A 22,619-nucleotide genomic window follows, 5' to 3' on the forward strand; every position below is an offset into this window, starting at 1 on the left:
TTCGGCGTAGCTGTATTTCTACTCCGCCGCGATGGGGCGCGCAAGGCTCTCGGACAAGTTCCTGGCGATGGGCGACTCTACTTTCGTATCATTCGTCACAAGGCTATTTGTCTGTCTCAATCGTCTCAGGAGCCGCCTCGTTCCAGCGTCCCGACGACCTGCGGATCGGCTCGGGGCGCACCCGCGGCGTGCGTCCTGGGAGGACTCGACCGGACCGCCTCATACGCGGTCCGGTCGCGACTTCTTTGTATCCGCTGAGGCCTCGATAGGTGTGTACCGACACGCCGGACGCGGGTCTGCGGCCGGGGGTATGGTGTGCGTACCGGTCGCCGTGGACCGGTGTCGGACCGATCGGATCGAGGTTTCAATGTCAGATCAGAGTGCGAGCGACCCGCTCGAAGAGTCCCAGGGCACCACCGTGGTTGTGCAGCGGTCGGTGTCCCAACCGGTCAAGGAAGTGTGGCGCCTGCTGGCCACGCCTGCCGGCGCCGAGGCGCTGCTGGGCGAGGGCGGCCTGCTGGGTGACAAAGGCGACAGTTGGCGCTCCGCCGACGGCACCTTCGGCGTGGTGCGTAGCTATCATCCGCTGGAGCAGATCCGCTTCAGTTGGCACGCCGATTCCGAAGCCCCGAAGTCGCTCGTCGACCTGCACCTGCTGCAGCAGTCCGAGGACTCCACCGTCGTCGAGATCCGCCACGAGCACATCCCCGGTGGCTGGGACGTCGACGCCATCACCCAGCACTGGGAGAGCGCGCTCGATCGGATCGCCGAAGCGAGCTGACGCACTGTCACGCCGTGGGCGGGGCCGATGATCCGGTCCCGCCCACGGCGTTTCGCCCTCCGCCGGGCGGGGTAGGCGGGGTTACGACCACGCTGGTCAGCTGGTGGCGTCGCTCAGCTGGCGTAGCGGGCCGCTGAGCGGGCGCGAGCCTTGGCCGCCTCCACCTCGCGGTTCTTTGGCGGCGCCATCGTGGTCAGATGGTCGAGCAGGTGCTGGGTGATGTGGGCGATCTCCTCGACGGCCTCGTCGAAGTACTGCTGGTTGGCCTTGGACGGCTTGGTCGTCCCGGATACCTTGCGGACGAACTGCAGCGCCGCCGCGCGCACCTCGTCGCTGGTCGCGGGCGGCTCGAAATTGTTGAGCGGACGGATGTTGCGGCACATGCGGACACCCTACGCCGGGCGTCCGCCGTCCTGAGGAAGCGGAGGAGCCCCAGCGCCGGCGCAGCGTCGTCACAGAGCCCGCACAGGACGGCTTCGTACAACAGAACCATGAGCGATTCGGTCCTGGCGAAGCCAGTCTCCCGCAGGCTGTTGTTCGGCGGTGCGGCCGGCGTCCTGGGCCTGGGTGGGACGACCGCATGGGCCCTCAACCGCTATGTCATCGAGCATGTCGAGGGCACCGTCACCGACGCCACCGCGGCGATCGCCCAGGGCACCTCGACCGCGAACAGCTACACCAGTGCCAGCACCTCGCTGACCATCGAGAAGGTGTCCACCGGATCGGGTTCGGACGCCGTCACCTATTTCGTCGCCGACATCACCTCCACCGACGCGACCATGATCCGGTCGGCCTTCGCCAAGGACTCCTTCGGCACCAACATCATCGACTACCCGTCCTCGATCGCGGCGAACAAGAACGCGGTGCTCGCGATCAACGGTGACTACTACGGGTTTCGCGACACCGGCATCGTCGTCCGCAACGGGGTGAAATATCGCGACGACGGTGCCCGGCAGGGCCTCGCGCTCTACCGGGACGGGTCGATGGCCCTCTATGACGAGACGGCGACCTCGGCGGACGTGCTGATCGCCGACGGTGTCTTCCACACGCTGTCGTTCGGGCCGGGGCTGGTCGAGAACGGCAAGGCGATCGCCGGCATCGACTCCGTCGAGATCGACACCAACTTCGGCAACCACTCGATCCAGGGCGCCCAGCCGAGGACGGCGGTCGGCATGATCGAACCCGGCCACTTCCTGTGGATCGTCGTGGACGGCCGCAGCAACGGCTACAGCCGAGGGGTCACGATGACCGAACTGGCGCAGCTGTTCCTCGACCGCGGCGCCGCGGTGGCCTACAACCTGGACGGCGGCGGCTCGTCCGCGATGGTGTTCAACGACGCCCTGGTCAACAATCCGCTGGGTCGCGGCAAAGAACGCGGTACCTCCGACATCCTCTACGTGGCGGGCTGAGCGATGGTCGTCCTGATTCCCGCCTACGAGCCGGACCACCGACTGATCGACCTGCTGCGTGAACTCGCGGAGTCTGCACCGGAGCTGGACGTCGTGGTCGTCAACGATGGCAGCGGCCCGCTCTACGCCCCGGTGTTCGCCGCCGCCGCGGCCCTCGGTGCGGACGTGATCGGTTTCGCGGTGAACCGGGGCAAAGGGGCGGCGCTGAAGTACGGATTCGCCCACGTCGCAGACCGCTATCCGGGCCACGACGTGGTGTGCGCCGACTCCGACGGACAGCACCGGGTGCGGGACATCCTCCGGGTGGGCCGTGCGGTGCGTCCCGGCGCGCTGGTGCTGGGCGTCCGGGCGTTCGGCGGGCGGGTACCGGTCCGCAGCCGGGTCGGGAACGTGTTCACCCGGTGGGTCTTCCGGGCGGTCACCGGGGTGTCGGTGAGTGACACCCAGACCGGTCTGCGGGGCTACCCGGCGTCCGCCGTGGACTGGCTGTGCGGCGTCCCCGGCGAGCGATTCGAGTACGAGCTGAACCTGCTGCTGCGGGCGCGGGGTGCCGGCTGGACGCTGACCGAGCTGCCGATCGAGACGGTCTATCTAGCCGGCAACGCGTCCTCGCACTTCCGGCCGCTGGTGGATTCGGTGCGGGTCTACCTGCCGCTGCTGGCCTTCTCGGCGTCCTCGCTGGTGGCGTTCCTGGTCGACCTGGTGGTGCTGCTGGTGGTGCAGGCGTGGACGGGCAACCTGCTGGTCGCCGTGCTGGCGGCGCGCGGGGTGAGCTCGGCGGTGAACTTCCTGACCAATCGGCGCGCGGTGTTCGCGTCCAGGCGTCCGTTGCGCGGCACCCTGGTGCGGTACTACCTGCTGGTCGCGGTGCTGTTGCTCGCCAACTACGGTTTGCTGGCCGCGCTGACCGGCCTCGGAATGGCGCTGCTGGTCGCGAAGCTGCTGGTCGAGCCGGCACTCTTCCTGGCCAGCTACCAGGTGCAACGCCGTTTCGTGTTCGGGGCTGCCGAACCCGAACGGACGCTCGGCCGACGCCGTCAGCCGGTGACCACCGGACGCCCCTGAGGGGACCCGCTGCTTCTTCGTTGGTCGCGTGTGTCGGGCTCAGCTGCGCTCTCGCCATTCGATGGCCGGGCAGGTGTCCATCACCATGGGCAGTCCGGCGTCCTGGGCACGGCCGAATGCGTCGTGGTCGGTCACGCCCAACTGGAACCACACCCCGCCGGCACCGATCGCGATGGCTTCGTCGACGAACTCCCCGGCCGCCTCGGAGCGGCGGAAGACGTCCACCACGTCCACGTGGAACGGCACGTCGGCCAGCGACGAGTACCCCTGCTCGCCGAGCACAATCGGGGCCGCGGGATGGATTGGGACGATCCGCTTGCCGTTATTCTGCAGCATCCGCGCGATGCGGTAGGCGGTCTTGTCCGGGTCGCCGGACAGCCCGATCACCGCCCACACCTCAGTCTGGTCGAGGAAGCGATCGATCACGTCCTGGTTCTGCCAGGCCGGGCGGGTATGGGCGTCCGAAGTCATGCGGTCACCCTAGCCGCGTTCGCCGGACGGTCCGAGCTTCAGGATGCGGGCTTCAGGGTGATCCAGAGGGCCCGGCTGGCGGCCAGCAGGTCGCCGTCCGCGGTGTGCAGAGCGGCGGCCGTGTCGTACTTGCGGCCCTCGTGGCCCAGCGCCCAGCCCATCGTGACGCACGGTTCGCCGAGCCTTGGCAACCGGTACACCTCGGCGGTGAATCGTCCGAGCAGCATCAGCGCTGGCCACTCGGCGAAGCAGCCGTAGCCGAACAGCGACGGGCAGTCCACACTGGCCCACACCACGGCGGGCAGCGCGGTGCCGTCGTCGGAACAGACCGTGGCGTCCGGCGTCCAGGGGGCGGCGGCGACCCGGCGTCCGGCCACCGGACCGGGGAAGATGCGCAGCCCGTCCGGACGCTGGGTGCCGCAGACGAAGCACTGCGGGTAGGGGTGATCGACCAGCCAGGGGCAGTCGTGGCTGGCCTGCTCGGCCTCGGCGATGCTCACCGGGGTGGGAATCTCCAACTCCAGCGGCGCCGGCCGAGCCATCGCGACCGCGACGTCGTGGTAAGTGACCCGGACGCCGTCACCGTCCGTGGCGACCGTCAGCTCGACGTCCAGGGGAGGTGGGCTCTGCAGGGTCACTTCGGCCGGACCGAGCGGACGCCCGAGCGCCGCCGCGACCGCGCCGGCGCCGTAGCCGCCGTTGCCGGACGTGTTCGGGCCGCGGAAGCGGTGCGGGATGATGGCGGTCACGGTGCTCCGAGGGTGTGCAGGAGGGCCCGCGCATACGTGCGCTCGGCATCGATGTCGAGGTGGCGGGTGCCATCGGTCAGCGTTACCGCGAAACCGCCCGGCACCGCGGTCAAAGTCTGGAAGTGCTCGCTCAATGCGTCGCGCAACTGATCCTCGCGAGGCAGCCAGAGCACCCTGACATGTTCGATCGAGTCCAGCGCCCACTCGGTGGTCCCGTTGAATTTGATGATGCTGGTGTCACCCGGAACGTCCTGAACCTCGATCACCATCTCGGCCAGCATGAAGACCTCGCCGGCCATCTCGCCGCCGGGAATGATGAACCGGTCGCCATGGGTGGGACGCCAGGCCAGGCCGGCCGCCCGGAGTCGGGTGGCGAGGTCGGCGTCGATCATGCCGGTCAGGATAGTGCGGTCGCTGGGTGAGCGAGAACGGCGCGGTGGCGCAACGGGATGCGATGCCGTTGCGCTTCAGGCGCCAGGGTTGCAGGTCACCCCGGTGGCGTGCACCGGGCAGTAGCCGTTCGGGTTGGCGTCCAGGTACTGCTGGTGGACGGCCTCGGCGTAGTAGAAGGTGTCGGTCGGGGTGATCTCGGTGGTGATCGGACCGAACCCGGCGGCGGCGAACTGGGGCGCGAAGGCGTCCCGGACGGCTTCGGCGCGGCGCAGCTGGTCGTCGTTCAGCGGGAAGATCGCCGAACGGTACTGGGTGCCGCGGTCGTTGCCCTGCCGGAAGCCCTGGGTCGGGTCGTGGTTCTCGAAGAAGATCCGCAGGATGTCCTCGTAGCTGAGGACGGCCGGGTCGTAGACCACCCGGACCGACTCGGTGTGACCGGTTCGTCCTGAGCAGGCCTCGTCATAGGTCGGGTTCGGGGTGAATCCGCCGGCGTAGCCAGCCGCAGTGTTGACCACTCCGGGCGTCTCCCAGAACAGCTTCTCGGCCCCCCAGAAGCAGCCCAGCCCGACCACGGCGACCTCGGCACCCGCCGGCACCCGGTCGATCCGGTGACCGAACACCCGATGGAAGAACGGCTGGCGCAGAACGGGGGCGTCGCGTCCGGGCAGCGCAACGCGCGGATCGACGATGGTCGGTTCGGTGAACAGCATGCTTGGCCTCCTGCGTGATGCAACCCACGGGCGTCGCCGGACATTCCACCCAGCATTCCAGTCAGTGGCTCCAGCCGGCCAGCGTGACGCCCACCTTGTCGAACACCGGGCGTGGCGAGTTCGTCGTATACCGGCCGAGCATCGAGAACGTGTACAGCCGTCCGGTGGCGTCCGTCACATAGCCGCTGAGCGCGGTCACGCCGCTCAACGTGCCGGTCTTGGCGTGCAGATTGTTCTGCGCCGCCGTCCCCTGCATCCGGGAACTGAGGGTGCCGCCGATCGCCGGATCGGGATTGCCAGCCACCGGCAGCGAATCGTAGAAGGTGCCGAACCAGTCCCTGGTGCGGGCGTACTGCAGTACCCGCACCAACACCCGCGCGGTCTGCTTGTTGCGATGCGCCAGGCCGGAGCCGTCCACGATCCGGACTGTGCTCGGAACGTCCTGTGTGGTGGTCAGCCAGCGCAACACCCGCGCCGACCCGTCCGCCCAGGTGCCCGGTTGGTCGCCGCTGCGGCCCAGGGTCTTGATCAGGTGCTCGGCCATGCCGTTGTTGGAGGGCTTCAGCAACGTCCGGACGATCGAGCTGAGCGGCGCCGACGTGTCGGACGCCAGGCGCACCCGCGAGGCCGGCAGCGCCCCGGTGACCGGCGAGTCGTCGACGGTGATACCGGTCGCCCGTAGCACCTTGGTGAAGACGTGGGCGGCGTAGCGGGCCGGATTGCTGATCGTCACGGTGGCGCTGGCCAGTGCCCGCTTCAGCGCGACCCGGCCGGACACGGTGACGGTGTTGGTGCCGTCGGTGCGCCGGACGCCGATCGCCGCGCCGCGTCCGGCCTTCGTCGTGGTGGTCTTGTTGACCAGTTTCAGATACCCGGACGCCGTGGCCGGGACGACGCCGAGGACGGCCTTCTTGCCGGCCTCCGATCCGGGCCGGTAGGTGACCTGGACGGTGCCGACCTTGAACGCCGACGACGGGGACAGGGTCAGTCCGGAGATCTGGGCGGCATAGGAGGAGTTGTAGTCGCGCGCGTTCCAGTAGTCGTTGTATCTGTCGTTGTCGAAGTAGCTGCCATCGCCGACCACGGCACCGGTGACCCGGCGGACGCCGGCCGCCTTCACCTGCTCGGCCAACGAGGTCAGGTCGGACTCGACCAGGGTCGGATCGCCGTTGCCGCGCAGATACAGCCGGCTCACGGTGCCGGTCGCCGACGGGGCGGCCGGTGCATAGACCTCGGTGCCGAACCGATAGCCGGGACCGAGCACGTCGAGGGCGGCGGCGGAGGTCAGCAGCTTCATATTCGATGCGGGGCTGACCGCGGTCGCAGCGGATCGGGTGTACAGCTCGTCACCCGAGGACGAGTCTGCGATCGCCACCCCGACCGTCGCCCTGGTCACGCTGGAGGCTTTCAGAACGCCGTCCAGTGCCTCGGTCAGCGCCGCGTCGCCGGTCGCGATCGGTAGGACGGGGCTGGCTTGGGCCGTGCTTGGTTGGACGAACAGGCTGCACAGGACGACTAGGACGGCGAGCGTGCGGTAGCGCAAGGTGGGCATCGGCGACTCCTCGGACGGGCCCGCCCACGATGGCACACCCACTGCCGGGCCCGCCCGGCGTCCGAACCGTGGAGACGGTTCCCTTTCGGTTCACCGAACCGTCCCTGGTGACCGGGAGAGCCGTCCCTTGAACCGGAAAGGAACCGTCCCCTGAAATGAAACGGGACCGTCCCCTGGTCAGCTGAGGGAGGGGAGTTCCCAATCGATCGGGTCGGCACCTTGCTGGGTCAGGACCGCGTTGGCTCGGCTGAACGGACGCGAGCCGAAGAAGCCGGAGCGTGCCGACAGCGGGGACGGGTGGGGCGAGGCGATCACCGGGATGTCGCCGAGCATCGGCTGCAGGTTCTGGGCGTCCCGCCCCCACAGGATCGCAACCAGTGGGCCGCCGCGGGCCACCAGTGCCTCGATCGCGCACTGGGTGACCTCTTCCCAACCTTTGCCGCGGTGCGATCCGGGGGATCCCGGACGCACGGTGAGCACCCTGTTGAGCAGCAGCACACCCTGCTCGAACCACGCCGACAGGTCGCCGTGCGCGGCCGGCGGGATTCCCAGATCGCTGGACAGCTCGGTGTAGATGTTCGTCAGCGAACGCGGCAGCGGACGGACGTCCGGGGCAACCGAGAACGACAGCCCGACGGCATGCCCCGGCGTCGGGTAGGGATCCTGTCCGACGATCAACACCCGGACGCCGGCCAGCGGTCGGCTGAACGCCCGCAGCACGTTGGCACCGCTCGGAAAGTAGCCGCGTCCCTCGGCGAGTTCGGCGCGCAGGAAGTTGCCCATGGCGGCGATCCGTCCGGCGACCGGCTGCAGCGCCTCCGCCCAGTCCGGCGCGACCAGTTCAGCCAATGTTCTCGGGTTCACTTTTCCTCCTGTCGAGTCGGGCCGGGATCAGCGCTGCCGTCGCCGTGCCGGCCAACAGAATGGTCGTCCCCGAGGCGAACGCGGCCGGCATCCCCCAGCTGTCGGCCAGGACGCCGGCGGCGAGCGGGCCCACGATGGCGCCGATGTCGCCGACCATCGAGTAGATCGCGATCGGCTGACTGCCGGCCCCCTTGGTGGCGTCGCCCAACGCCGCGGTGGGCGCGGTGCCGAGGGCCGCCGAACCAACCCCGTAGACGCACAGCAGCACGATCAGCACCTGCAGATTGGGTGCGAACGGGGTGGCCATCGTCGACACCGCCGCGAGCAGCCCGCCGACGACCATCACCGGACGGCGTCCGATGGTGTCGGTGGCGTGTCCGGCGGCCGGCAGCGCCGCAGTCTGCGCGACCGCGGCGATCGCGAAGGCGATCCCCGCCCAGGACGGCTCGGCATGCAGGGCGGCCACCACCAGGATCGGCACCAGCGCCGACCGGACGCCGAAACTCTGCCAGCCCTGGCCGAAGCTCATCAGGCAGGCGGCCCGGAACCGGCTGTCGGCGATCACCTCGCCCAGCGACCGGGTCGGGGCGGCCGCGGCGGCCTCGGCCATGCCGGGCGGATCGTGCAGCTGGGTGAACGCGATAGTGCCGGCGATCACCAGAGTGCCGGCATAGAAGAAGAACGGTGCGGACAACGAGATGCCGGCCAGCAGGCCACCGATCGCCGGTCCGGTCATGCCGCCGAGCAGGAACCCGCCCTGGTACAGCCCGCTGGCCCGGCCGCGCAGCTCGGAGCCGACGCTGGCCAGCAGCAGGGCCGTGGCCGAGATGGTGAACATCGCCGAGCCGAACCCGCCGACCGCCCGCCACAGCAGCAGCTCGCCGTAGCTGCCGGCGATGCCGGACAGCGCGGACGACACCCCGACGATCCACATGCCGATGCCGATCGTTCGGCGATGCCCGATCCGGTCGGAGATCCGGCGGCAGAACGGGCTGATCGCCAGCCGCATGCCGGCGAACGCCGACACCACCAGCCCGATCAAGAAGTTCGACACCCCGAATGAGGCGGCGAAGATCGGCAACACCGGGATCATCACCCCGAATCCGACGGCGACGAAGAAGGCCGAGACCGCCAGCATCACCACCGTGCGCGGGAGCGGCATCTGCAGGGTCCACTTCACCCGCGACAACCTAGTGGGCTACTGGGCAGGTGTCCGAAATCGACCCCAGAGACGACTGGTCCGAGCGCTTGGCCAAGCGTGCCAGGGTGTCTCGGCAGGTCAACTCTGGGGTCGATTTCAGACTGGACGCCAGTAGAGGAAGCGCTTCGTAAAGGGGTTGAACCGGAAGGGGGCGGTTCCTTGACCGGTTCAAGGAACCGCCCCCTTCCCGCTTCGGCCGGGAGTTAGCCGATGGTCACCGTGATGCGGTGCAGGCCGCTGGCGCCGTCCGGGAAGGGCGCGGCGGGCTGCTCCGACTGCGGGACGCCCCGGTCGTCGATGACCCGGCTCTCCAGCACATGCTCACCCGGCGTCGCTTTCCACCCGAAGCGCCACTGCCGCCAGTATTCGATGCCGGCGTCGGCGCCGAGGGTGGCGTCCTGCCAGGGGCCACCGTCTACCCGCAGCTGCACTCGTGCGACACCGATGTGCTGAGCCCAGGCCGTCCCGGCCACGATGACGTCCCCGGCCGGCAGCTTCGCGAACCCGCGCGGCACCTCGATCCGGCTGGACGGCTTCACCGGCCCGCGTTCGGCCCAGCCTCGCACCGTCCAGTAGGCCGACTGTTGGGCGTAGGTGGTCAGTGTGAGCTGGGTCAGCCATTTGGTGGCGCCGACGTAGCCGTACAGGCCGGGTGTGATCAGCCGGGCGGGGAAGCCGTGTTCGGCGGGCAGCGGACGCCCGTTCATGCCGATCGCGACCAGGGCGTCCCGGTCGTCGAGCAGCGCCTGCACGGGGGTGCTGATGGTGAAGCCGTCCACCGATCGGCTGAGCACCTGATCGGCCTCGGCCCGGACGCCGGCGTGCTCCAGCAGGTCACGGGTCCGGACGCCGAGCCAGCGGGCGCCGCCGATGTACGGCCCACCGACCTCATTGCTGACGCAATTGAGGGTGATGTCGCGTTCCACCACCGGGAGCGCGATCAGCTCCGCCCAACTCAGGCTGAGCGGACGATCCACCAGGCCGTCGACGCTGAGCCGCCAGTTGGTGATGTCCACAGCGGGCACCAGCAGATTGATGTCCACCCGGTAGAAGTCGGCGTTGGGCGTCACCCAGAGCGACAGGCCGGGCACGTCCAGGCCGGCCGGCAGCGGCGTCCGGGCCGGGGTGGCCACCGGCAGCGTCACGTCGGTCGCGACCCGGCTCCGGTCGGCGAACCACTGGCCGGTGACCAGCGCGACCGCGCTCGATCCGCCGACGACCGCCGTTCCGGTCAGGAAGGCCCGACGCGGCAGTGCCCGCGGGGTGCCGGTGGGGTCGTCTGGATGCCGGCGAGGCAGCAACCACGACAGCGTGACGGCGCCGGCTACCCCGGCGACCAGCGCCGGCAGCACCGCCGCCGCCGTCGCGGTCGGCGCGGTGACGGCAGCGGCGCCTGCGACCAGGCCGAGCAGCGCGGGGACCATCCAGGCCAGCCGCCGGTGACGGAATGCCAACGGGCCGGTGCCGGCACCGAGAGCGAGGGCGACCACGACCACCCCGGCGACCAGCACGGGCTTGTCGTTGGTGCCGAGAGTGGCCACCGCCCAGTCCTTCAGAGGAGTGGGAGCGAGATCGACCAGCCGGCTGCCGACCGCCAACGCCGGGGATGCCTCCGGCGCCACCAGGCCGGCGATCAGGTGTCCGGCGGCGAGCCCGGCCAGCACCGCGCCCACGCCGGCGATCGCGCCGGGGAGCCGTTCGTTCGCCTGGCTGTCGGCGCGCATGGCGCCTCCTTCCGCCGCGGCGGGGTGACCTTCATCGCCGGTTGGCGGCGACCGGACAATCGCCCGAGCCGTGGATCCCTCCACAGTAGGGTGGATGAAACCCCCGCGAAAGGACGCGCTCGTGGCTCTCAGCATGTTCCGGCGTCAGCGGCGCCACTCGTCGGTGCCCGCGCGAATCGCCGAAACCCCGGTGGTGGTCGTCGAGCCGTCGGCGGAGCCGGTCGAGAACGTCATTCCTCAAGGCGTCCGGACGGCGGCCGGCTGGGCTTGGCGCGCCCTGGTGTTCGCCGCGCTGGTCTGGGGGATCGGCTGGCTGCTCTCGGAGTTCTCCGAGGTTACTGTCCCGCTGGCGATCGCACTGCTGCTGACCGCGCTGCTCAGCCCGCTGGTGCGGCGGTTCAAGCGGTGGAACTGGCCGCCGTTGCTGGCCGCCGCCGGTGGCCTGCTGGCGATGGGGCTGGTCGTCGTCCTGATCGGCTGGGGTATCGGCAGCACCGCCGTGCGGCAGGCAGCAGCCCTGGTCGACCAGACCGTCGCCGGCTTCCAGGCGTTGATGCAGTGGCTGGCCGGTGACCCGCTGCACATCGATCAGACCCAGATTGACCAGTGGATGGGCTCGCTCACCACCTGGATCAGCGACTCGCGCTCGCTGCTGGCCGGCTACGCCGCCAAGGTGGGAACTTCGGTGGGGCACTTCTTCGCTGGTATCGCGATCGCGACGATCGCCACCTTCTTCTTCCTCGCCGACGGCGAGCACATGTGGAAGGGCTTCGTCGGCATCCTGCCGCAGCGCTACCAGGAGTCGACGGACGCCGCGGCGCACCGTGGCTGGGCGTCCCTGGTCAGCTACATGCGCGCCCAGGTGATCGTCTCGGCCGTGGACGCCGCCGGCGTCGCGATCATCGCCGCTGCGATCGGCGTGCCGATGGCGTTGGCGCTATTCGCGCTCACCTTCGTGGTCTGCTTCGTTCCGGTGGTCGGCGCGGTGATCGCCGGGACAGTGGCAACCTCGCTGGCGCTGATCACCCATGGCTGGGTGGCTGCGCTGATCATGCTGGGCGGCACCATCGCGGTGATGTGGCTGGAATCGCATCTGCTGCAGCCGCTGCTGCTGGGCCGGGCCGCCTCGCTGCACCCGCTCGCGGTACTGATCGGCATCGCGGTCGGCGCGACGGTGGGCGGTATCGTCGGCGCACTGGTGGTGATTCCGGTGATGGCCTTCGGGGTCGCCTTCATCCGCCACCTGCGCGGCGTGCGGGATGACGATCCGGAGCGCAAACGTAAACACTGACCCTGCGTCTCTTTCTAATCTGGAAGAGATGCTTACATTTGTCACATGGCAACTGAACCTGATCTCACTGAGATCCTCGAAGAACTCGCCGCCGGACGGATCGATGCCTCCGAGGCGGCACGTCGCATCGACGCGCTCAAAGCCACCGCTGCCGCATCGGCGCCGGAACCCTCGGACGCCGAGGTGGCCGATGAGGTTGCGGCCGACTCGCCGCAGCATTCTGCCGGCGTGTTCAGCCAGCCGCCGTTCGTCGACGCCGACGTCCCGCCGAGCCCGCGCCGGGCCAGCGGCGCCAAGGGCGTCGACCGGGTCAGCGTCCGCGCGGTCGGACGCCGCGTCCGGATCGTGGCGGACGGCAGCGTCGCCACGGCGTCCGTCGACGGCCCGCATGTGCTGCGCCGGAGTGGTTCGGTGCTCGAGGTGACCAGTGACGGCGACCAGGGTCCGAGCCTGGACGGCTTCATTCTGCGGCCACCGCGTAGCTTCGACGACCTGCGGGCGCTCGGTCTCGGCAAGGAACTGCTGGTTCGGGTGAACCCGACCATCGCGGTGGACGCCGAGGTGACTGCCGGCATGCTGACCACCGAGGGCGTCCCGTTTCTCGGCAAGGTGCGGATCACCGCCGGCGGCGCGACGCTGGAGCGGGTGGCCGAGGCCAACGACATCCTGGTGCAGGCGGGTTCGGCCAGCATTCGTGGCGATCTGGCGACCGGGCGCTCCCGAATCCGCTGCGAGTCCGGCTCGCTGGATATTCGGCTCGGCGAGCGGTCGAACGTCACGGTGCGCACCGACGTCCAGCTCGGCAAGGTGAGCTGGGCGGGCGCCGACAACGACAACGTCGACGAGGTGGTGCTCGGCAACGGGGCAGCCCGGCTCGATGTCGGTGTCGTGATGGGCTGGGCGACGATCAAGGCCGACCTGCGGTGAGCGGCCTGCGTCCGCCGACCGAATGCCCGGTCTGCGGTGACGACCTGGTCACCACCCGGCTCGGCTGCCTCGGTTGCGGCTCCGAGTTGTCCGGGCATTTCGCCCGGTGCGCGTTCTGTGCCCTGGACGCCAAGGAGCTGGAACTGCTCACCGTCTTCCTCAGTTCGCGCGGCAACCTGCGCGAAGTGGAGAAGCATCTGGGGGTGTCCTACCCGACGGCCCGCTCCCGTTTCACCGACCTGCTGGTGAAGCTCGGATTGGCCGGCGGTCCGGACGCCGCGGCGTCCGACGCCACGGAAACTGGCGCCACGGAAACCGGTGCGGCGCCGTCCGGAACCCGTGAGCAGGTGCTCGCCCAGGTCGCCGCCGGGACCCTCGCCCCCGACAAGGCCGCCGCGCTGCTGGCCCGGTTGCCCTGAGAACCGTCCCCGGTTCGTCGATTTTCAATCGTCGAGAACCGTCCCCGTGGTGTGAAACTCAAACCCCGGGGACGGTTCTCGAAAGTGCGAGTTTCGAACGTGAAAGAACCGTCCCCGGTCGTGCGAGTTTCGAACGCTGGGGACGGTACCAAAAATGCGAGTTTCGAATGTTGGGGGACGGTTCTCGAGGGTTCAGGCCCGGTACGGGGCCACTTCGAGGATGGTGACCTCGATCGGCTTCCCGTTGGGTGCCGAGTAGCTGACCGTCTCGCCGACCTTGCGGCCGACGATGGCGGCGCCCAGCGGCGACTGCGGTGAGAACACCTCGATGTCGTTGGAGTCGTCCAGAGCCATCAGTTCGCGCGAACCGAGCAGGAAGGTGTCGGTGTCGTCCGGGTCGCCGTCGTAGGCGATGGTCACCTTGCAGCCGGGCGAGACCTGATCGGTGTCGCCGACCGGCCCTTCGCCGACCTGAGCGTGTCGCAGCATCGCCTCCAGTTGGCGGATTCGGAGTTCCTGCTGGCCCTGCTCTTCGCGGGCGGCGTGGTAGCCGGCGTTCTCGCTCAGATCGCCCTCGTCGCGGGCACGCGCGATCTTCGCGGTGACCGCCGCTCGCCCCGGACCCTTGAGATGCTCGAGTTCCGCGCTGGCGGCATCAAACGCCTCCTGGGTCAGCCAGATCGTGTCAACCTGCTCGTCAGCCATCGGGAGAGCCTACCAACTTCGCCGGACGGTGTCAGAGAGTCCTGGGACGGCGTCAAGCCGGTCCGCAGTTCTCCACCGTGATGGCCGTCCCGCGCTTGAACGTCCGCAAGGTGACCTCGACCTGGGTCGCCTGCTCGGTGCCCGGCGGAATGTCGATCCAGCGCTCGCCGACCCGGTCGTAGCTGACCGCCTGGACGATCAGGAAGCACTTCGCCGCCACCGCCGGATCGGGGCGCTCGACGGCCAGGGTGGCCCGCATCTCGTTGTCGGAGACCACCGCGAAGGTGTCGATCCGTCCGGTGACCGGGGGGTTCGCGCGATGGGACGCCACCCAGATCACGTAGCCGACCAGGGCCAGGATGACCATGCCGATGACCGCTATCACCACCGGCGAGAGGCGTTTTGGCGGATAGCGCCGACGGATCCGTTCGCGATCGGCTTCGGTGATGGTCACCAGGCCATTCTGCCCGTCCGCCGAGTGGATCCGTGCAACCGCCGTGCGGGCCGCTCGGCACAATGGCGCGCATGTCCAGCACCAGTGCGATTCGGGTGGACGCCGCCGGCGAGCCGTTGCGGCTGCTGCACGTCCACGCCCACCCCGACGACGAGTCGTCCAAGGGAGCCGCGACCACGGCCAAGTACGTGGCGCAGGGCGTCGAGGTGCTGGTCGCCACCTGTACCGGAGGCGAGCGGGGTTCGATCTTGAATCCGCGGATGGACACCCCGGAGAACTGGGCGCGGATCTCCACTCTGCGCACCGAGGAGATGGCCCGCGCCAAGACCATTCTCGGCATCGAGCAGACCTGGCTCGGCTTCGTCGACTCGGGGCTGCCCGAGGGCGATCCGCTGCCGCCGCTGCCCGAGGGCTGCTTCGGCCTGGAAGACCCCGATGTCGCGGCCGGTGCCCTGGTCAAGGTGATCCGCGAGTTCCGTCCGCATGTGCTGACGACCTACGACGAGAGCGGCGGCTACCCGCACCCCGACCACATCATGTGCCACAAGATCTCGATGGCTGCGGTCGAGGCGGCGGCCGACCCGGACGCCTGGCCCGAGCACGGTCCGGCCTGGCAGGTGCTCAAGGTCTACTACCACATGGGGTTCCACCGGGCCCGGTTCGCCAAGCTGGACGAGTTGATGCACGCCCACGGCCTGGAGAGCCCGTACGCCGAGTGGCTGAAGAACTGGGACCGGGACGAGGTCGAGGACCGACTCACCACCTTCGTGCCGTGCGCCGACTACTTCCCGCTGCGCGACCACGCGTTGCGGGCGCATGCCAGCCAGATCGACCCGGACGGCCCGTGGTTCGCGGTGCCGCTGGCCATCCAACAGGCCGGCTGGCCGACCGAGGACTTCCAGCTCGCCAAGTCGATGGTGCCCGTGACACTGCCCGAAGACGACCTGTTCGCGGGCATCGACACCCGAACTCCGATTACGCTCGACACATGGTCCTATTCGATCTAGCGGACGCCAGCTGGTTCCCCCTGCTGATGGTGATCGTCATCGGCGGTGTGATGTACCTGCTGTACCTCAGCATGCGGCACGAGATCGGCAAGATCCGGGTGTCCCGGAACGATGCCGCCACCAGTTCGCCGGAGAGTCCCGCCGAGAGGTAGAGCTCGATCCACCGTTTGGATGCGTCGAGCCTGGCCCGCCGCACCCCGAGGGCGTGACACATCCGTCGTACGACGGTCGTCATGGGCCTAGCAGGGCGGCGGGAACCGCGGCGATGCCGTCGTGGCGACGGTATGCCGGGCGAGGACGTGCCCGGGGATGAGCAGATCGCTTCGCCGGGTGCGCCGCAGCCGCGACATGATTGATCAGCGCTTCCTCAAGGAGTCAGAAGATGGCCAACCGTCTCGTCAATGCCACGAGTCCCTACCTGCGGCAGCACGCGAACAACCCGATCGACTGGTGGCCGTGGACGCCGGAGGCGTTCGACGAGGCGCGGCGGCGCGACGTCCCGATCCTGCTCAGCGTCGGCTACGCGGCCTGCCACTGGTGCCATGTGATGGCGCACGAGTCGTTCGAGGACGCCGAGGTGGCCGCCCTGGTGAACGCCCATTTCGTGGCGATCAAGGTGGACCGCGAGGAGCGTCCGGACGTCGACGCCGTCCACATGAAGGCCACGCAGGCGTTGACCGGGCAGGGCGGCTGGCCGATGACCGTCTTCCTCACTCCGGACGGCCGGCCGTTCTTCGCCGGCACCTACTACCCGCCCGAGCCGGCCGGCGGCATGCCGTCCTTCACCCAGGTCGTCACGGCGCTCGCGGACGCCTGGGCGTCTCGCCGCGATGAGGTGCTGACTAGCGCGGATGCCATCGTGGACCATCTCGCCGGCGAGTTCGGGACGCTGCCGGAGCCGGAGTCCCTGGACATTCCCACCGTGCTGCAGAAGGTGTCGGACGGCTTCGACCCGGTCCACGGCGGCTTCGGACGCGCCCCCAAATTCCCGGCGCCGGGCCTGATCGACGCCCTGCTGGTCACCGGCGAGCCGGCCTCGCTCGACATCGCCCAGCGCAGCTTGGAGGCGATGCTGCGCGGTGGCATCCACGACCAGGTGGGTGGGGGCTTCCATCGCTACAGCGTCGATGCCGGCTGGGTCGTGCCGCATTTCGAGAAGATGCTCTACGACAACGCCCTGCTGCTCGGCAGCTACACCCGTGCCTGGTGCTGCACCGCCGACCACGACCGCGGGCTGCGGCAGCTCTTCGAGCGGACGGCGCGCGGCATCGTCCGATTCCTGGCCGACGACCTGCAGCTCGACGGCGGCGGCTTCGCGTCCAGCCTGGACGCCGACTCGTGCGACATCCGCGGCATGGTGCACGAGGGGATCTTCTACGTCTGGTCGCCGGAACTGCTCACCGACGCCCTCGGCGAGGCGGACGCCGACTGGGCCTGCGAGGTCTTCCACGTCACCCAGCGCGGCACCTTCGAGCACGGTCTCTCCACGCTCCAGTTGCGCGGCACCCCTGACTGGGCCCGCCTGGACGCCGTCCTCGACCGGCTGCGCGAGGTGCGGTCCGGACGATTCGCGCCGGCCCGCGACGACAAGCTGGTCGCCGCCTGGAACGGTTTCGCGATCGACTCGCTGGTCAATGCCGCACTGGTCTTCGGGGAGCCGGATTGGCTCGACCTCGCCGAGCGCGCCGGGGAGGCGTCCTGGCGGCAGCTGATCGACGGCGACCTGCGCCGCACCAGTTTGGACGGCGAACCTGGCGATGCCGCCGGGATGGCCGAGGACTACGGGGCGCTGGCGCTCGGCTACGCCCGGCTGGCCGGCGCGCTCGGTGAGTCGGTCTGGCTGGACCGCGCCGTGACCCTGCTGGAGGCTGCCCTGGCACGGTTCGCGGCCGAGGACGGCGGCTTCTACGACGCCCCGGCCGGCGTCGACGGCGTCCAGCCGTTCGCCCGTGCCCGTGACACCTCGGACAATCCGACGCCGTCCGGGACGACCTGCCTGGTGGCCGCGCTCCGCCTGGTCGGACTTCTGGCCGACCGTTGGGACCTGATCGAGCGGGCCGAGGCCGCGGCCGGCACGCTGCGCGGCGTGGTCGAATCAGCACCGCGGTTCGCCGGCTGGGCGTTCGCCGACGTCCTGATCGCCGACCAGGCGGCGAAGCGGCTCACCCCGGCGGTCGCGGTGGTCGTCACCCCCGAATCCGCCGGCTCGGACGAACTGGTCCGGGCCGCCGCCCGGATGGCGCCGGCCGGCACTGCTCTGGTCGCCGGGCCGGCCGGGACGTCCGGGTTCGCCCATCACTTCGACGACCGGACGGCCCGCGACGGCGCGAGCACCGCCTACGTCTGCCGGGGCATGGTCTGCTTCGCGCCGGCGTCCACCGTGAAGGAGTTGCGAACGGCGCTCTGGCAACGGGCGTAGGGTGCCGCGTCCGCGCGTGCGGAGATTCCGCCGATCTCACCATCGAGCGCGACGCCTGGAAGCTGCGGGCGGTGCCGCCGGAATGATTGCTACGGAAACGTAACTTACGTTACCGTAGCTATATGTCAGCGACGCTAGGACAGCAGACGGATCGCATCGAGGTCCCCCTTCCCAAACCGATGCTGCGCGGCTGGCTGCACTTGGTGATGACGCCGATCGTCTTCTTGGCCGGCATCGCGCTGATCGTGCTGGCACCCACGCTCTCCGGACGCATCGGCGGCGCGGTGTGGCTGCTGGCCGCCGTGGAACTGTTCGGAGTCAGCGCCGTCTACCACCTCGGCAACTGGGGGCAGCGGACCCAGCTGATGCTGCGGCGCCTCGACCACGCCAACATCTTCGTGTTCATCGCCGCCTCGTACACACCGCTGGCGCTGGCCTTGCTCAGCCCGTCGAGCCGCGCCGTCCTGTTGTGGGTGGTCTGGCTCACCGCGCTGGCCGGGGTGCTGTTCAACCTGGTCTGGATCACCTCGCCGCGCTGGCTGCACACCGCGCTTTACCTGCTGATGGGCTGGGCGGCACTCGGCTGGCTGGGCGAGTTCTGGACGAACGGCTCGGTCGGCGTGTTCGCGCTGATCTGCGTCGGAGGCCTGATCTACAGCGGCGGTGCCGTGGTCTATGCGCTGAAGCGGCCCGACCCGTCGCCGCGCTACTTCGGCTACCACGAGATCTTCCATGCCTGCACGATCGTCGCGGCCAGCTGTCACTTCGTCGCCATCGCGCTGGTTACCGTGCGCTGATCTCCGCCGGTTGACGATCCGGAGATCCGCCGGCTGCTCCGGCGCGCGGGCTACCGGCGAAGGGGTGGTCCACCGGTATTCTGACCGGCATGGAGTGGGCCACTCGTGTCACCCGAGTGTTGTCGACGCTCGATCCGACCGGGCTGCTCTACCGCACCTACGAGCAGCGGCTGGTCGCCGAGCTGGAGCCGGAACGGCTGCCCCGGCATGTCGCCGTGATGGCGGACGGCAACCGCCGCTGGGCCCGCCGCAACGCCCCGGACGAGCCGATCGCGGTCGGCTACGACGCCGGCGCCGACAAGCTGAAAGAGTTCGTCGGCTGGTGTGAGGAGGTCGGCATCCCGACGGTGACGGTCTGGGTGCTGTCGACCGAGAACCTGGACCGCTCCGACGACCACGAGTTCGCCCCGCTGCTGCAGGTCATCGAAGATCTCGTGGTCGAGTTGGCGGCGGACGCCCCATGGCGCGTCCAGATCGTCGGCGACCTCAACCTGCTGCCGGCGCCGATGGCGGCGCGACTGCGCGAGGCGTCCGCCAGCACCGAGGGACGCAACGGCATGCACGTCAACGTCGCGGTCTCCTATGGCGGACGCCACGAGCTGCGGGACGCCTTCCGCTCGCTGCTCGCGGCCGAGGCCGCCAAGGGCACCAGCCTGGAGGAGCTCTCACACACCCTGGAGATCGATCAGATCGCCTCGCATCTGTACACCGCCGGGCAGCCGGACCCCGATCTGGTGATCCGCACCTCGGGTGAGCAGCGGCTCTCCGGCTTCCTGATCTGGCAGTCGGCGCACAGCGAGTTCTACTTCCACGAGGCGCTCTGGCCGGACTTCCGCAAGGTCGACTTCATCCGTGCCTTGCGCGCCTACGCGCAACGCGAGCGCCGCTTCGGCCGCTGACGGCGTCCGTCGGTGCTTGGCGTCTGACCCCCCTCCCGACCAGCGCATGGGTTCGGGGTCCAGGCCCCCTGCAACAGGGCCCTCCCTAACTACTTCAGCCCTCCCGCAGGTGGCAGGGCAGAAGTAGTTAGGGAGGGGTTTAGTCGGCCGGGCAAGGGGATATGGGACGTCAGCCGTCGGAGAGCAGAATCTCGGTGAGGGCGGCGCGCAGTGGATCGGGGAGTTCGATGCCGTCCAGCCGGCGCAACACCGCGAGGTCGTCGCCGGGGGCGTCGATCATCGCCCAGGTGCGCTCTTTCACCGCGTAGTCGCATTGCGCGCGGTTCAGGATGTCGAAGAGCCGCTCGGCGACGGTCGGCCCGCCGCCGTGGACCAGGTTCGACAGGGTGACCGTGGCGCCGACGGCGGTGTCCACCGCGTCGAGGTCGACGGTCAGCCGTCCCGCCCCGGACGTCGCCACGCCGCCGGAGACCTCGGCGGCGCTGACCCCGTGCAGCACCAGGCTCCATCGGCGCCGGGCCGGCACCACGTCCAACTCGCCGACGGCCGGCGCAATGGTGAAGCGGCCGGCGTCCTCGTCCCAGTCCAGCGACGTCCGGACGGCGCGCGGTTCGGCCGCGTCGTCGTCCTCGTAGAGCGTGAACGAGCCGTCGGCGCCGGTGAAGACGTGCACCTCGAAACCCTCCGGGTTGCCGATGTCGTATTCGCCGGACGCGGTCAGCGGCACCACCGCGCCGGCCCTGGCCAGCACCGGGTAGCCGGTCAGCGGCCGATGCAGGTGCACTGTGCGTCCGCCGGTGTAGCGCAGGTCGGTGAAGAAGTCGACCCACTGCCCCTCGGGCAGCCAGGTGGTGACCGCGCCCAGCCCGGTGCCCTGGTCGGCGGGCGAGGTGATCGGCGCCACCAGCAGCTCCGTCCCGAACAGGAAGGTGTTGGGCGAGCCGTACCCGCGCAGGTTGTTCGGGTCGAGCCGCGGGTCGTCGTGGTAGAGCGGACGGCACAGCGACCGGTTGGTGCGATGCGTCCGCTCGTTCATCGTGTACAGGTAGGGCAGCAGCCGGTGCCGCAACCGCAACGCGTCCACCATCACAGCGGCATGCTCGGCGGGGTAGTTCCACGGCTCCTTGCCCATGAACTTGCTCAGCGTGGAGTGCAGCCGGTTGATCGGCGAGAACGTGCCCAGCTGGAACCAGCGGGTGACCAGTTCGTTGTTGCGGTACCCGAACATGTGGCCGCCGATGTCGTGGCTCCACCAGCCGAAGCCGATGTTGGACGCCGTCGCGGTGAATCGCGGCTGGAACTCAAGGCTGTCCCAGGAGTTGATGGTGTCGCCGGAGAAGCCGACCGGGTAACGGTGCGAGCCCGGCCCGGCGTAGCGCGAGAAGGTGATCGGACGGTGCCCGCGGCGCGCGCTGTCCAGGTAATGGAAATGGTTCAACAGCCACAGCGGATCGAGCCCGACCACCGAAGAATGCGTGCCCTGCTGCCAATCGAGCCACCAGAAATCGACGCCCTGGTCCTCGATCGGGTGGTGCACCTGCTCGAAATAGTTGACCAGGAACTTCTGGTCGGCGATGTCGAAATCGACCGGCTGCTCGGTGTTCGGATCGACGCCCATCGCGGTCGCCATCCGGGCGTACGGCTCTTCGAAGGCCCGGACGCCGTCCGCCGGATGCACGTTCAGCGACACCTTCAGCCCCCGCTCGTGCAGCCAGCTGAGCAGCCCTTCCGGGTCGGGAATCAGCTCGCGGTTCCAGGTGTAGCCGGTCCAGCCGGTGCCGTACTGGGGCGGGACGTCGACCAGGTGCCAGTCCATGTCGAGGACCGCGACGCTGAACGGGACGTCCTCGGTGTCGAAGCGCTCCATCAGGTGCTGGTACTCGTCCGCGGTGTAGGGGTGGTAGCGGCTCCACCAGTTGCCGAACGCCCAGCGGGGCAGCAGCGGCTGGCGTCCGGTGAGCCGGTGGAAGTCGTCCAGCGCCTGCTGATAGGAATCGCCGTGCGCGAACAGGTAGACGTCGGTGCTGCCGGCGGTGCGCGGGGCGATCCAGCCGTCCGCGTCCAGGGTCATGCTGCCGGAGTCGTCCAGCACCGCCGAGCCGAGGAGCGAGAGCACGCCGTCCTCCAGGTCGGTGGGGCCGTCCACCTCGTCCAGGGTCCGGGCGGTGCCGCCCAGGTTGGAATCCCGGCCGCCGAGCACGTGCTGGCGTTCGCCGTAGCGCCAGGTGCGCCGATGCCCGTCGCCGCCGGCCAGGTGCGCGTACAGGCCGCCGGGGCTGAACGGCTGCTCGTCGTAGTTCAGCCGGACGGTGTCGGTGACGATCTCAATGCCGTGCTTGGTGCGGTAAACCGTGAAATCGACAGGTTCGAAATCGCGGTTGACCACCATCTGGGTGGCACGGTCCTCGAACTGGCCGCTGGGGGAGTATTCGAGCCGGAACAGGGCATCGCTCAACACGGTGATCCGGTAGTGCTTGCCGCGCACCTGCGATTCGGCCGGGGCTGCGGGCGTGGTGGGCATGATGAGGCGATCCGGGAGAGGCATGCCGGCAGTCTAGGGACGATGCCACCGGCCTCGCCGGTCCGATGGCCGTGAGGACGCTCGGGGCAGGAGCCGTCTTGAGTGCTCTGCGGGTGTCCGCCGTGGTGAACAGCCGATGACAGGCCGGCCGTCCGCGGCGTGCCGGTGCGCGGGTTGGCCAGGTCGCTGGCTTAGGGTGCAAGCACGGTCAGCCCACTGGCCGTTCAGGAGGAACGATGCGTCGTTTGGCCCTCACCGGTC

Annotated in this window: 23 protein-coding genes; 11 read left to right on the forward strand and 12 right to left on the reverse strand. The window is 69.4% G+C overall.

From position 1 onward, the window contains the following. Positions 1 to 367: 367 nt before the first annotated feature. Complete coding sequence (locus QM619_RS08660; protein WP_415106870.1) at positions 368 to 781, forward strand: SRPBCC domain-containing protein; 414 nt, start codon at positions 368 to 370, stop codon at positions 779 to 781. Positions 782 to 894: 113 nt separating this feature from the next. Here the strand turns inward: QM619_RS08660 and QM619_RS08665 are convergent, their stop codons facing one another. After that, a complete protein-coding gene (locus tag QM619_RS08665; RefSeq protein WP_415106873.1) occupies positions 895 to 1,164 on the reverse strand; it encodes a DUF2277 domain-containing protein in 270 nt (89 codons plus the stop codon). A 108-nt stretch (positions 1,165 to 1,272) separates the two neighbouring features. On the opposite strand from QM619_RS08665, the gene QM619_RS08670 reads away from it, so the two are divergent. Together QM619_RS08670 and QM619_RS08675 are read left to right on the forward strand one after the other, a co-directional pair. Next, entirely contained in the window at positions 1,273 to 2,190 is a 918-nt protein-coding gene (locus QM619_RS08670; RefSeq protein WP_415106876.1) for a phosphodiester glycosidase family protein, read from the forward strand. Positions 2,191 to 2,193: 3 nt separating this feature from the next. Further along, positions 2,194 to 3,255 (forward strand): GtrA family protein, encoded by a 1,062-nt coding sequence (locus QM619_RS08675; protein ID WP_415106879.1) that lies wholly within the window; start codon positions 2,194 to 2,196, stop codon positions 3,253 to 3,255. A 39-nt stretch (positions 3,256 to 3,294) separates the two neighbouring features. Here QM619_RS08675 and QM619_RS08680 read toward each other — a convergent pair whose 3' ends face one another. From QM619_RS08680 to QM619_RS08715, 8 genes are all read right to left on the reverse strand, one after another. Then, complete coding sequence (locus QM619_RS08680; protein WP_415106882.1) at positions 3,295 to 3,726, reverse strand: CoA-binding protein; 432 nt, start codon at positions 3,724 to 3,726, stop codon at positions 3,295 to 3,297. A gap of 38 nt (positions 3,727 to 3,764) precedes the next feature. After that, entirely contained in the window at positions 3,765 to 4,475 is a 711-nt protein-coding gene (locus tag QM619_RS08685) for a hypothetical protein (RefSeq protein ID WP_415106885.1), read from the reverse strand. Then, complete coding sequence (locus tag QM619_RS08690; protein ID WP_415106887.1) at positions 4,472 to 4,867, reverse strand: pilus assembly protein CpaE; 396 nt, start codon at positions 4,865 to 4,867, stop codon at positions 4,472 to 4,474. The genes QM619_RS08685 and QM619_RS08690 overlap by 4 nt, the downstream gene beginning before the upstream one ends. Positions 4,868 to 4,942: 75 nt before the next feature. After that, on the reverse strand, positions 4,943 to 5,578 hold the full coding sequence (msrA, locus tag QM619_RS08695) for a peptide-methionine (S)-S-oxide reductase MsrA (protein ID WP_415106890.1): 636 nt from the start codon (positions 5,576 to 5,578) through the stop codon (positions 4,943 to 4,945). Positions 5,579 to 5,639: 61 nt separating this feature from the next. Further along, entirely contained in the window at positions 5,640 to 7,130 is a 1,491-nt protein-coding gene (dacB, locus tag QM619_RS08700) for a D-alanyl-D-alanine carboxypeptidase/D-alanyl-D-alanine-endopeptidase (RefSeq protein WP_415106892.1), read from the reverse strand. Positions 7,131 to 7,307: 177 nt separating this feature from the next. Beyond that, positions 7,308 to 7,994 carry a uracil-DNA glycosylase gene (locus QM619_RS08705; protein WP_415106895.1) on the reverse strand — a complete coding sequence of 229 codons (687 nt, stop codon included), beginning with the start codon at positions 7,992 to 7,994 and terminating at the stop codon, positions 7,308 to 7,310. Next, on the reverse strand, positions 7,972 to 9,174 hold the full coding sequence (locus QM619_RS08710; protein WP_415106898.1) for an MFS transporter: 1,203 nt from the start codon (positions 9,172 to 9,174) through the stop codon (positions 7,972 to 7,974). The genes QM619_RS08705 and QM619_RS08710 overlap by 23 nt, the downstream gene beginning before the upstream one ends. Positions 9,175 to 9,398: 224 nt before the next feature. Then, complete coding sequence (locus QM619_RS08715) at positions 9,399 to 10,919, reverse strand: molybdopterin-dependent oxidoreductase (protein WP_415106901.1); 1,521 nt, start codon at positions 10,917 to 10,919, stop codon at positions 9,399 to 9,401. Positions 10,920 to 11,013: 94 nt separating this feature from the next. Between QM619_RS08715 and QM619_RS08720 the strand changes: the two genes are divergently transcribed. Genes QM619_RS08720 through QM619_RS08730 form a run of 3 tightly spaced genes read left to right on the forward strand, consistent with a single transcriptional unit; the run spans position 11,014 to position 13,556 of the window. After that, on the forward strand, positions 11,014 to 12,210 hold the full coding sequence (locus tag QM619_RS08720; protein WP_415106904.1) for an AI-2E family transporter: 1,197 nt from the start codon (positions 11,014 to 11,016) through the stop codon (positions 12,208 to 12,210). 45 nt (positions 12,211 to 12,255) lie between these two features. Further along, entirely contained in the window at positions 12,256 to 13,137 is an 882-nt protein-coding gene (locus QM619_RS08725) for a hypothetical protein (protein ID WP_415106907.1), read from the forward strand. Next, positions 13,134 to 13,556 (forward strand): DUF2089 domain-containing protein, encoded by a 423-nt coding sequence (locus tag QM619_RS08730; protein WP_415106910.1) that lies wholly within the window; start codon positions 13,134 to 13,136, stop codon positions 13,554 to 13,556. The genes QM619_RS08725 and QM619_RS08730 overlap by 4 nt, the downstream gene beginning before the upstream one ends. 192 nt (positions 13,557 to 13,748) lie before the next feature. Here the strand turns inward: QM619_RS08730 and greA are convergent, their stop codons facing one another. Beyond that, entirely contained in the window at positions 13,749 to 14,261 is a 513-nt protein-coding gene (gene greA / locus QM619_RS08735; RefSeq protein ID WP_415106913.1) for a transcription elongation factor GreA, read from the reverse strand. Positions 14,262 to 14,313: 52 nt separating this feature from the next. Then, complete coding sequence (locus QM619_RS08740; protein WP_415106916.1) at positions 14,314 to 14,715, reverse strand: DUF4307 domain-containing protein; 402 nt, start codon at positions 14,713 to 14,715, stop codon at positions 14,314 to 14,316. Positions 14,716 to 14,777: 62 nt separating this feature from the next. Here QM619_RS08740 and mca point away from each other — a divergent pair, with 62 nt between their 5' ends. The 5 genes from mca to QM619_RS08765 all read left to right on the forward strand — a co-directional run bounded on the left by mca (position 14,778) and on the right by QM619_RS08765 (position 19,837). Continuing rightward, a complete protein-coding gene (gene mca, locus QM619_RS08745; protein WP_415106919.1) occupies positions 14,778 to 15,722 on the forward strand; it encodes a mycothiol conjugate amidase Mca in 945 nt (314 codons plus the stop codon). Beyond that, positions 15,704 to 15,874, forward strand: coding sequence for a hypothetical protein (locus tag QM619_RS08750; RefSeq protein ID WP_415106922.1), 171 nt, complete (start codon positions 15,704 to 15,706; stop codon positions 15,872 to 15,874). The genes mca and QM619_RS08750 overlap by 19 nt, the downstream gene beginning before the upstream one ends. A gap of 230 nt (positions 15,875 to 16,104) precedes the next feature. Continuing rightward, the gene (locus QM619_RS08755) at positions 16,105 to 18,141 is read left to right on the forward strand and encodes a thioredoxin domain-containing protein (protein WP_415106925.1); all 2,037 of its coding nucleotides are present in this window, start codon (positions 16,105 to 16,107) and stop codon (positions 18,139 to 18,141) included. Positions 18,142 to 18,263: 122 nt separating this feature from the next. Next, the gene (gene trhA / locus QM619_RS08760; RefSeq protein WP_415106928.1) at positions 18,264 to 18,938 is read left to right on the forward strand and encodes a PAQR family membrane homeostasis protein TrhA; all 675 of its coding nucleotides are present in this window, start codon (positions 18,264 to 18,266) and stop codon (positions 18,936 to 18,938) included. An 89-nt stretch (positions 18,939 to 19,027) separates the two neighbouring features. Beyond that, positions 19,028 to 19,837 (forward strand): isoprenyl transferase, encoded by an 810-nt coding sequence (locus QM619_RS08765; protein WP_415106931.1) that lies wholly within the window; start codon positions 19,028 to 19,030, stop codon positions 19,835 to 19,837. A gap of 169 nt (positions 19,838 to 20,006) precedes the next feature. Here QM619_RS08765 and QM619_RS08770 read toward each other — a convergent pair whose 3' ends face one another. After that, complete coding sequence (locus tag QM619_RS08770; protein WP_415106934.1) at positions 20,007 to 22,382, reverse strand: TIM-barrel domain-containing protein; 2,376 nt, start codon at positions 22,380 to 22,382, stop codon at positions 20,007 to 20,009. Positions 22,383 to 22,619: the final 237 nt, after the last annotated feature.

It is taken from the genome of Micropruina sp., from assembly GCF_047606665.1.
Lineage (GTDB): Bacteria > Actinomycetota > Actinomycetes > Propionibacteriales > Propionibacteriaceae > Micropruina.

Bases quoted from the DNA above. Each gene is read 5' to 3' on its own strand.
- QM619_RS08660 (WP_415106870.1), top strand. From the start codon at position 368: ATGTCAGATCAGAGTGCGAGCGACCCGCTCGAAGAGTCCCAGGGCACC.
- QM619_RS08665 (WP_415106873.1), bottom strand. From the start codon at position 1,164: ATGTGCCGCAACATCCGTCCGCTCAACAATTTCGAGCCGCCCGCGACC.
- QM619_RS08670 (WP_415106876.1), top strand. From the start codon at position 1,273: ATGAGCGATTCGGTCCTGGCGAAGCCAGTCTCCCGCAGGCTGTTGTTC.
- QM619_RS08675 (WP_415106879.1), top strand. From the start codon at position 2,194: ATGGTCGTCCTGATTCCCGCCTACGAGCCGGACCACCGACTGATCGAC.
- QM619_RS08680 (WP_415106882.1), bottom strand. From the start codon at position 3,726: ATGACTTCGGACGCCCATACCCGCCCGGCCTGGCAGAACCAGGACGTG.
- QM619_RS08690 (WP_415106887.1), bottom strand. From the start codon at position 4,867: ATGATCGACGCCGACCTCGCCACCCGACTCCGGGCGGCCGGCCTGGCC.
- msrA (WP_415106890.1), bottom strand. From the start codon at position 5,578: ATGCTGTTCACCGAACCGACCATCGTCGATCCGCGCGTTGCGCTGCCC.
- dacB (WP_415106892.1), bottom strand. From the start codon at position 7,130: ATGCCCACCTTGCGCTACCGCACGCTCGCCGTCCTAGTCGTCCTGTGC.
- QM619_RS08715 (WP_415106901.1), bottom strand. From the start codon at position 10,919: ATGCGCGCCGACAGCCAGGCGAACGAACGGCTCCCCGGCGCGATCGCC.
- QM619_RS08720 (WP_415106904.1), top strand. From the start codon at position 11,014: ATGAAACCCCCGCGAAAGGACGCGCTCGTGGCTCTCAGCATGTTCCGG.
- QM619_RS08725 (WP_415106907.1), top strand. From the start codon at position 12,256: ATGGCAACTGAACCTGATCTCACTGAGATCCTCGAAGAACTCGCCGCC.
- greA (WP_415106913.1), bottom strand. From the start codon at position 14,261: ATGGCTGACGAGCAGGTTGACACGATCTGGCTGACCCAGGAGGCGTTT.
- mca (WP_415106919.1), top strand. From the start codon at position 14,778: ATGGCGCGCATGTCCAGCACCAGTGCGATTCGGGTGGACGCCGCCGGC.
- QM619_RS08750 (WP_415106922.1), top strand. From the start codon at position 15,704: ATGGTCCTATTCGATCTAGCGGACGCCAGCTGGTTCCCCCTGCTGATG.
- QM619_RS08755 (WP_415106925.1), top strand. From the start codon at position 16,105: ATGGCCAACCGTCTCGTCAATGCCACGAGTCCCTACCTGCGGCAGCAC.
- trhA (WP_415106928.1), top strand. From the start codon at position 18,264: ATGTCAGCGACGCTAGGACAGCAGACGGATCGCATCGAGGTCCCCCTT.
- QM619_RS08765 (WP_415106931.1), top strand. From the start codon at position 19,028: ATGGAGTGGGCCACTCGTGTCACCCGAGTGTTGTCGACGCTCGATCCG.
- QM619_RS08770 (WP_415106934.1), bottom strand. From the start codon at position 22,382: ATGCCTCTCCCGGATCGCCTCATCATGCCCACCACGCCCGCAGCCCCG.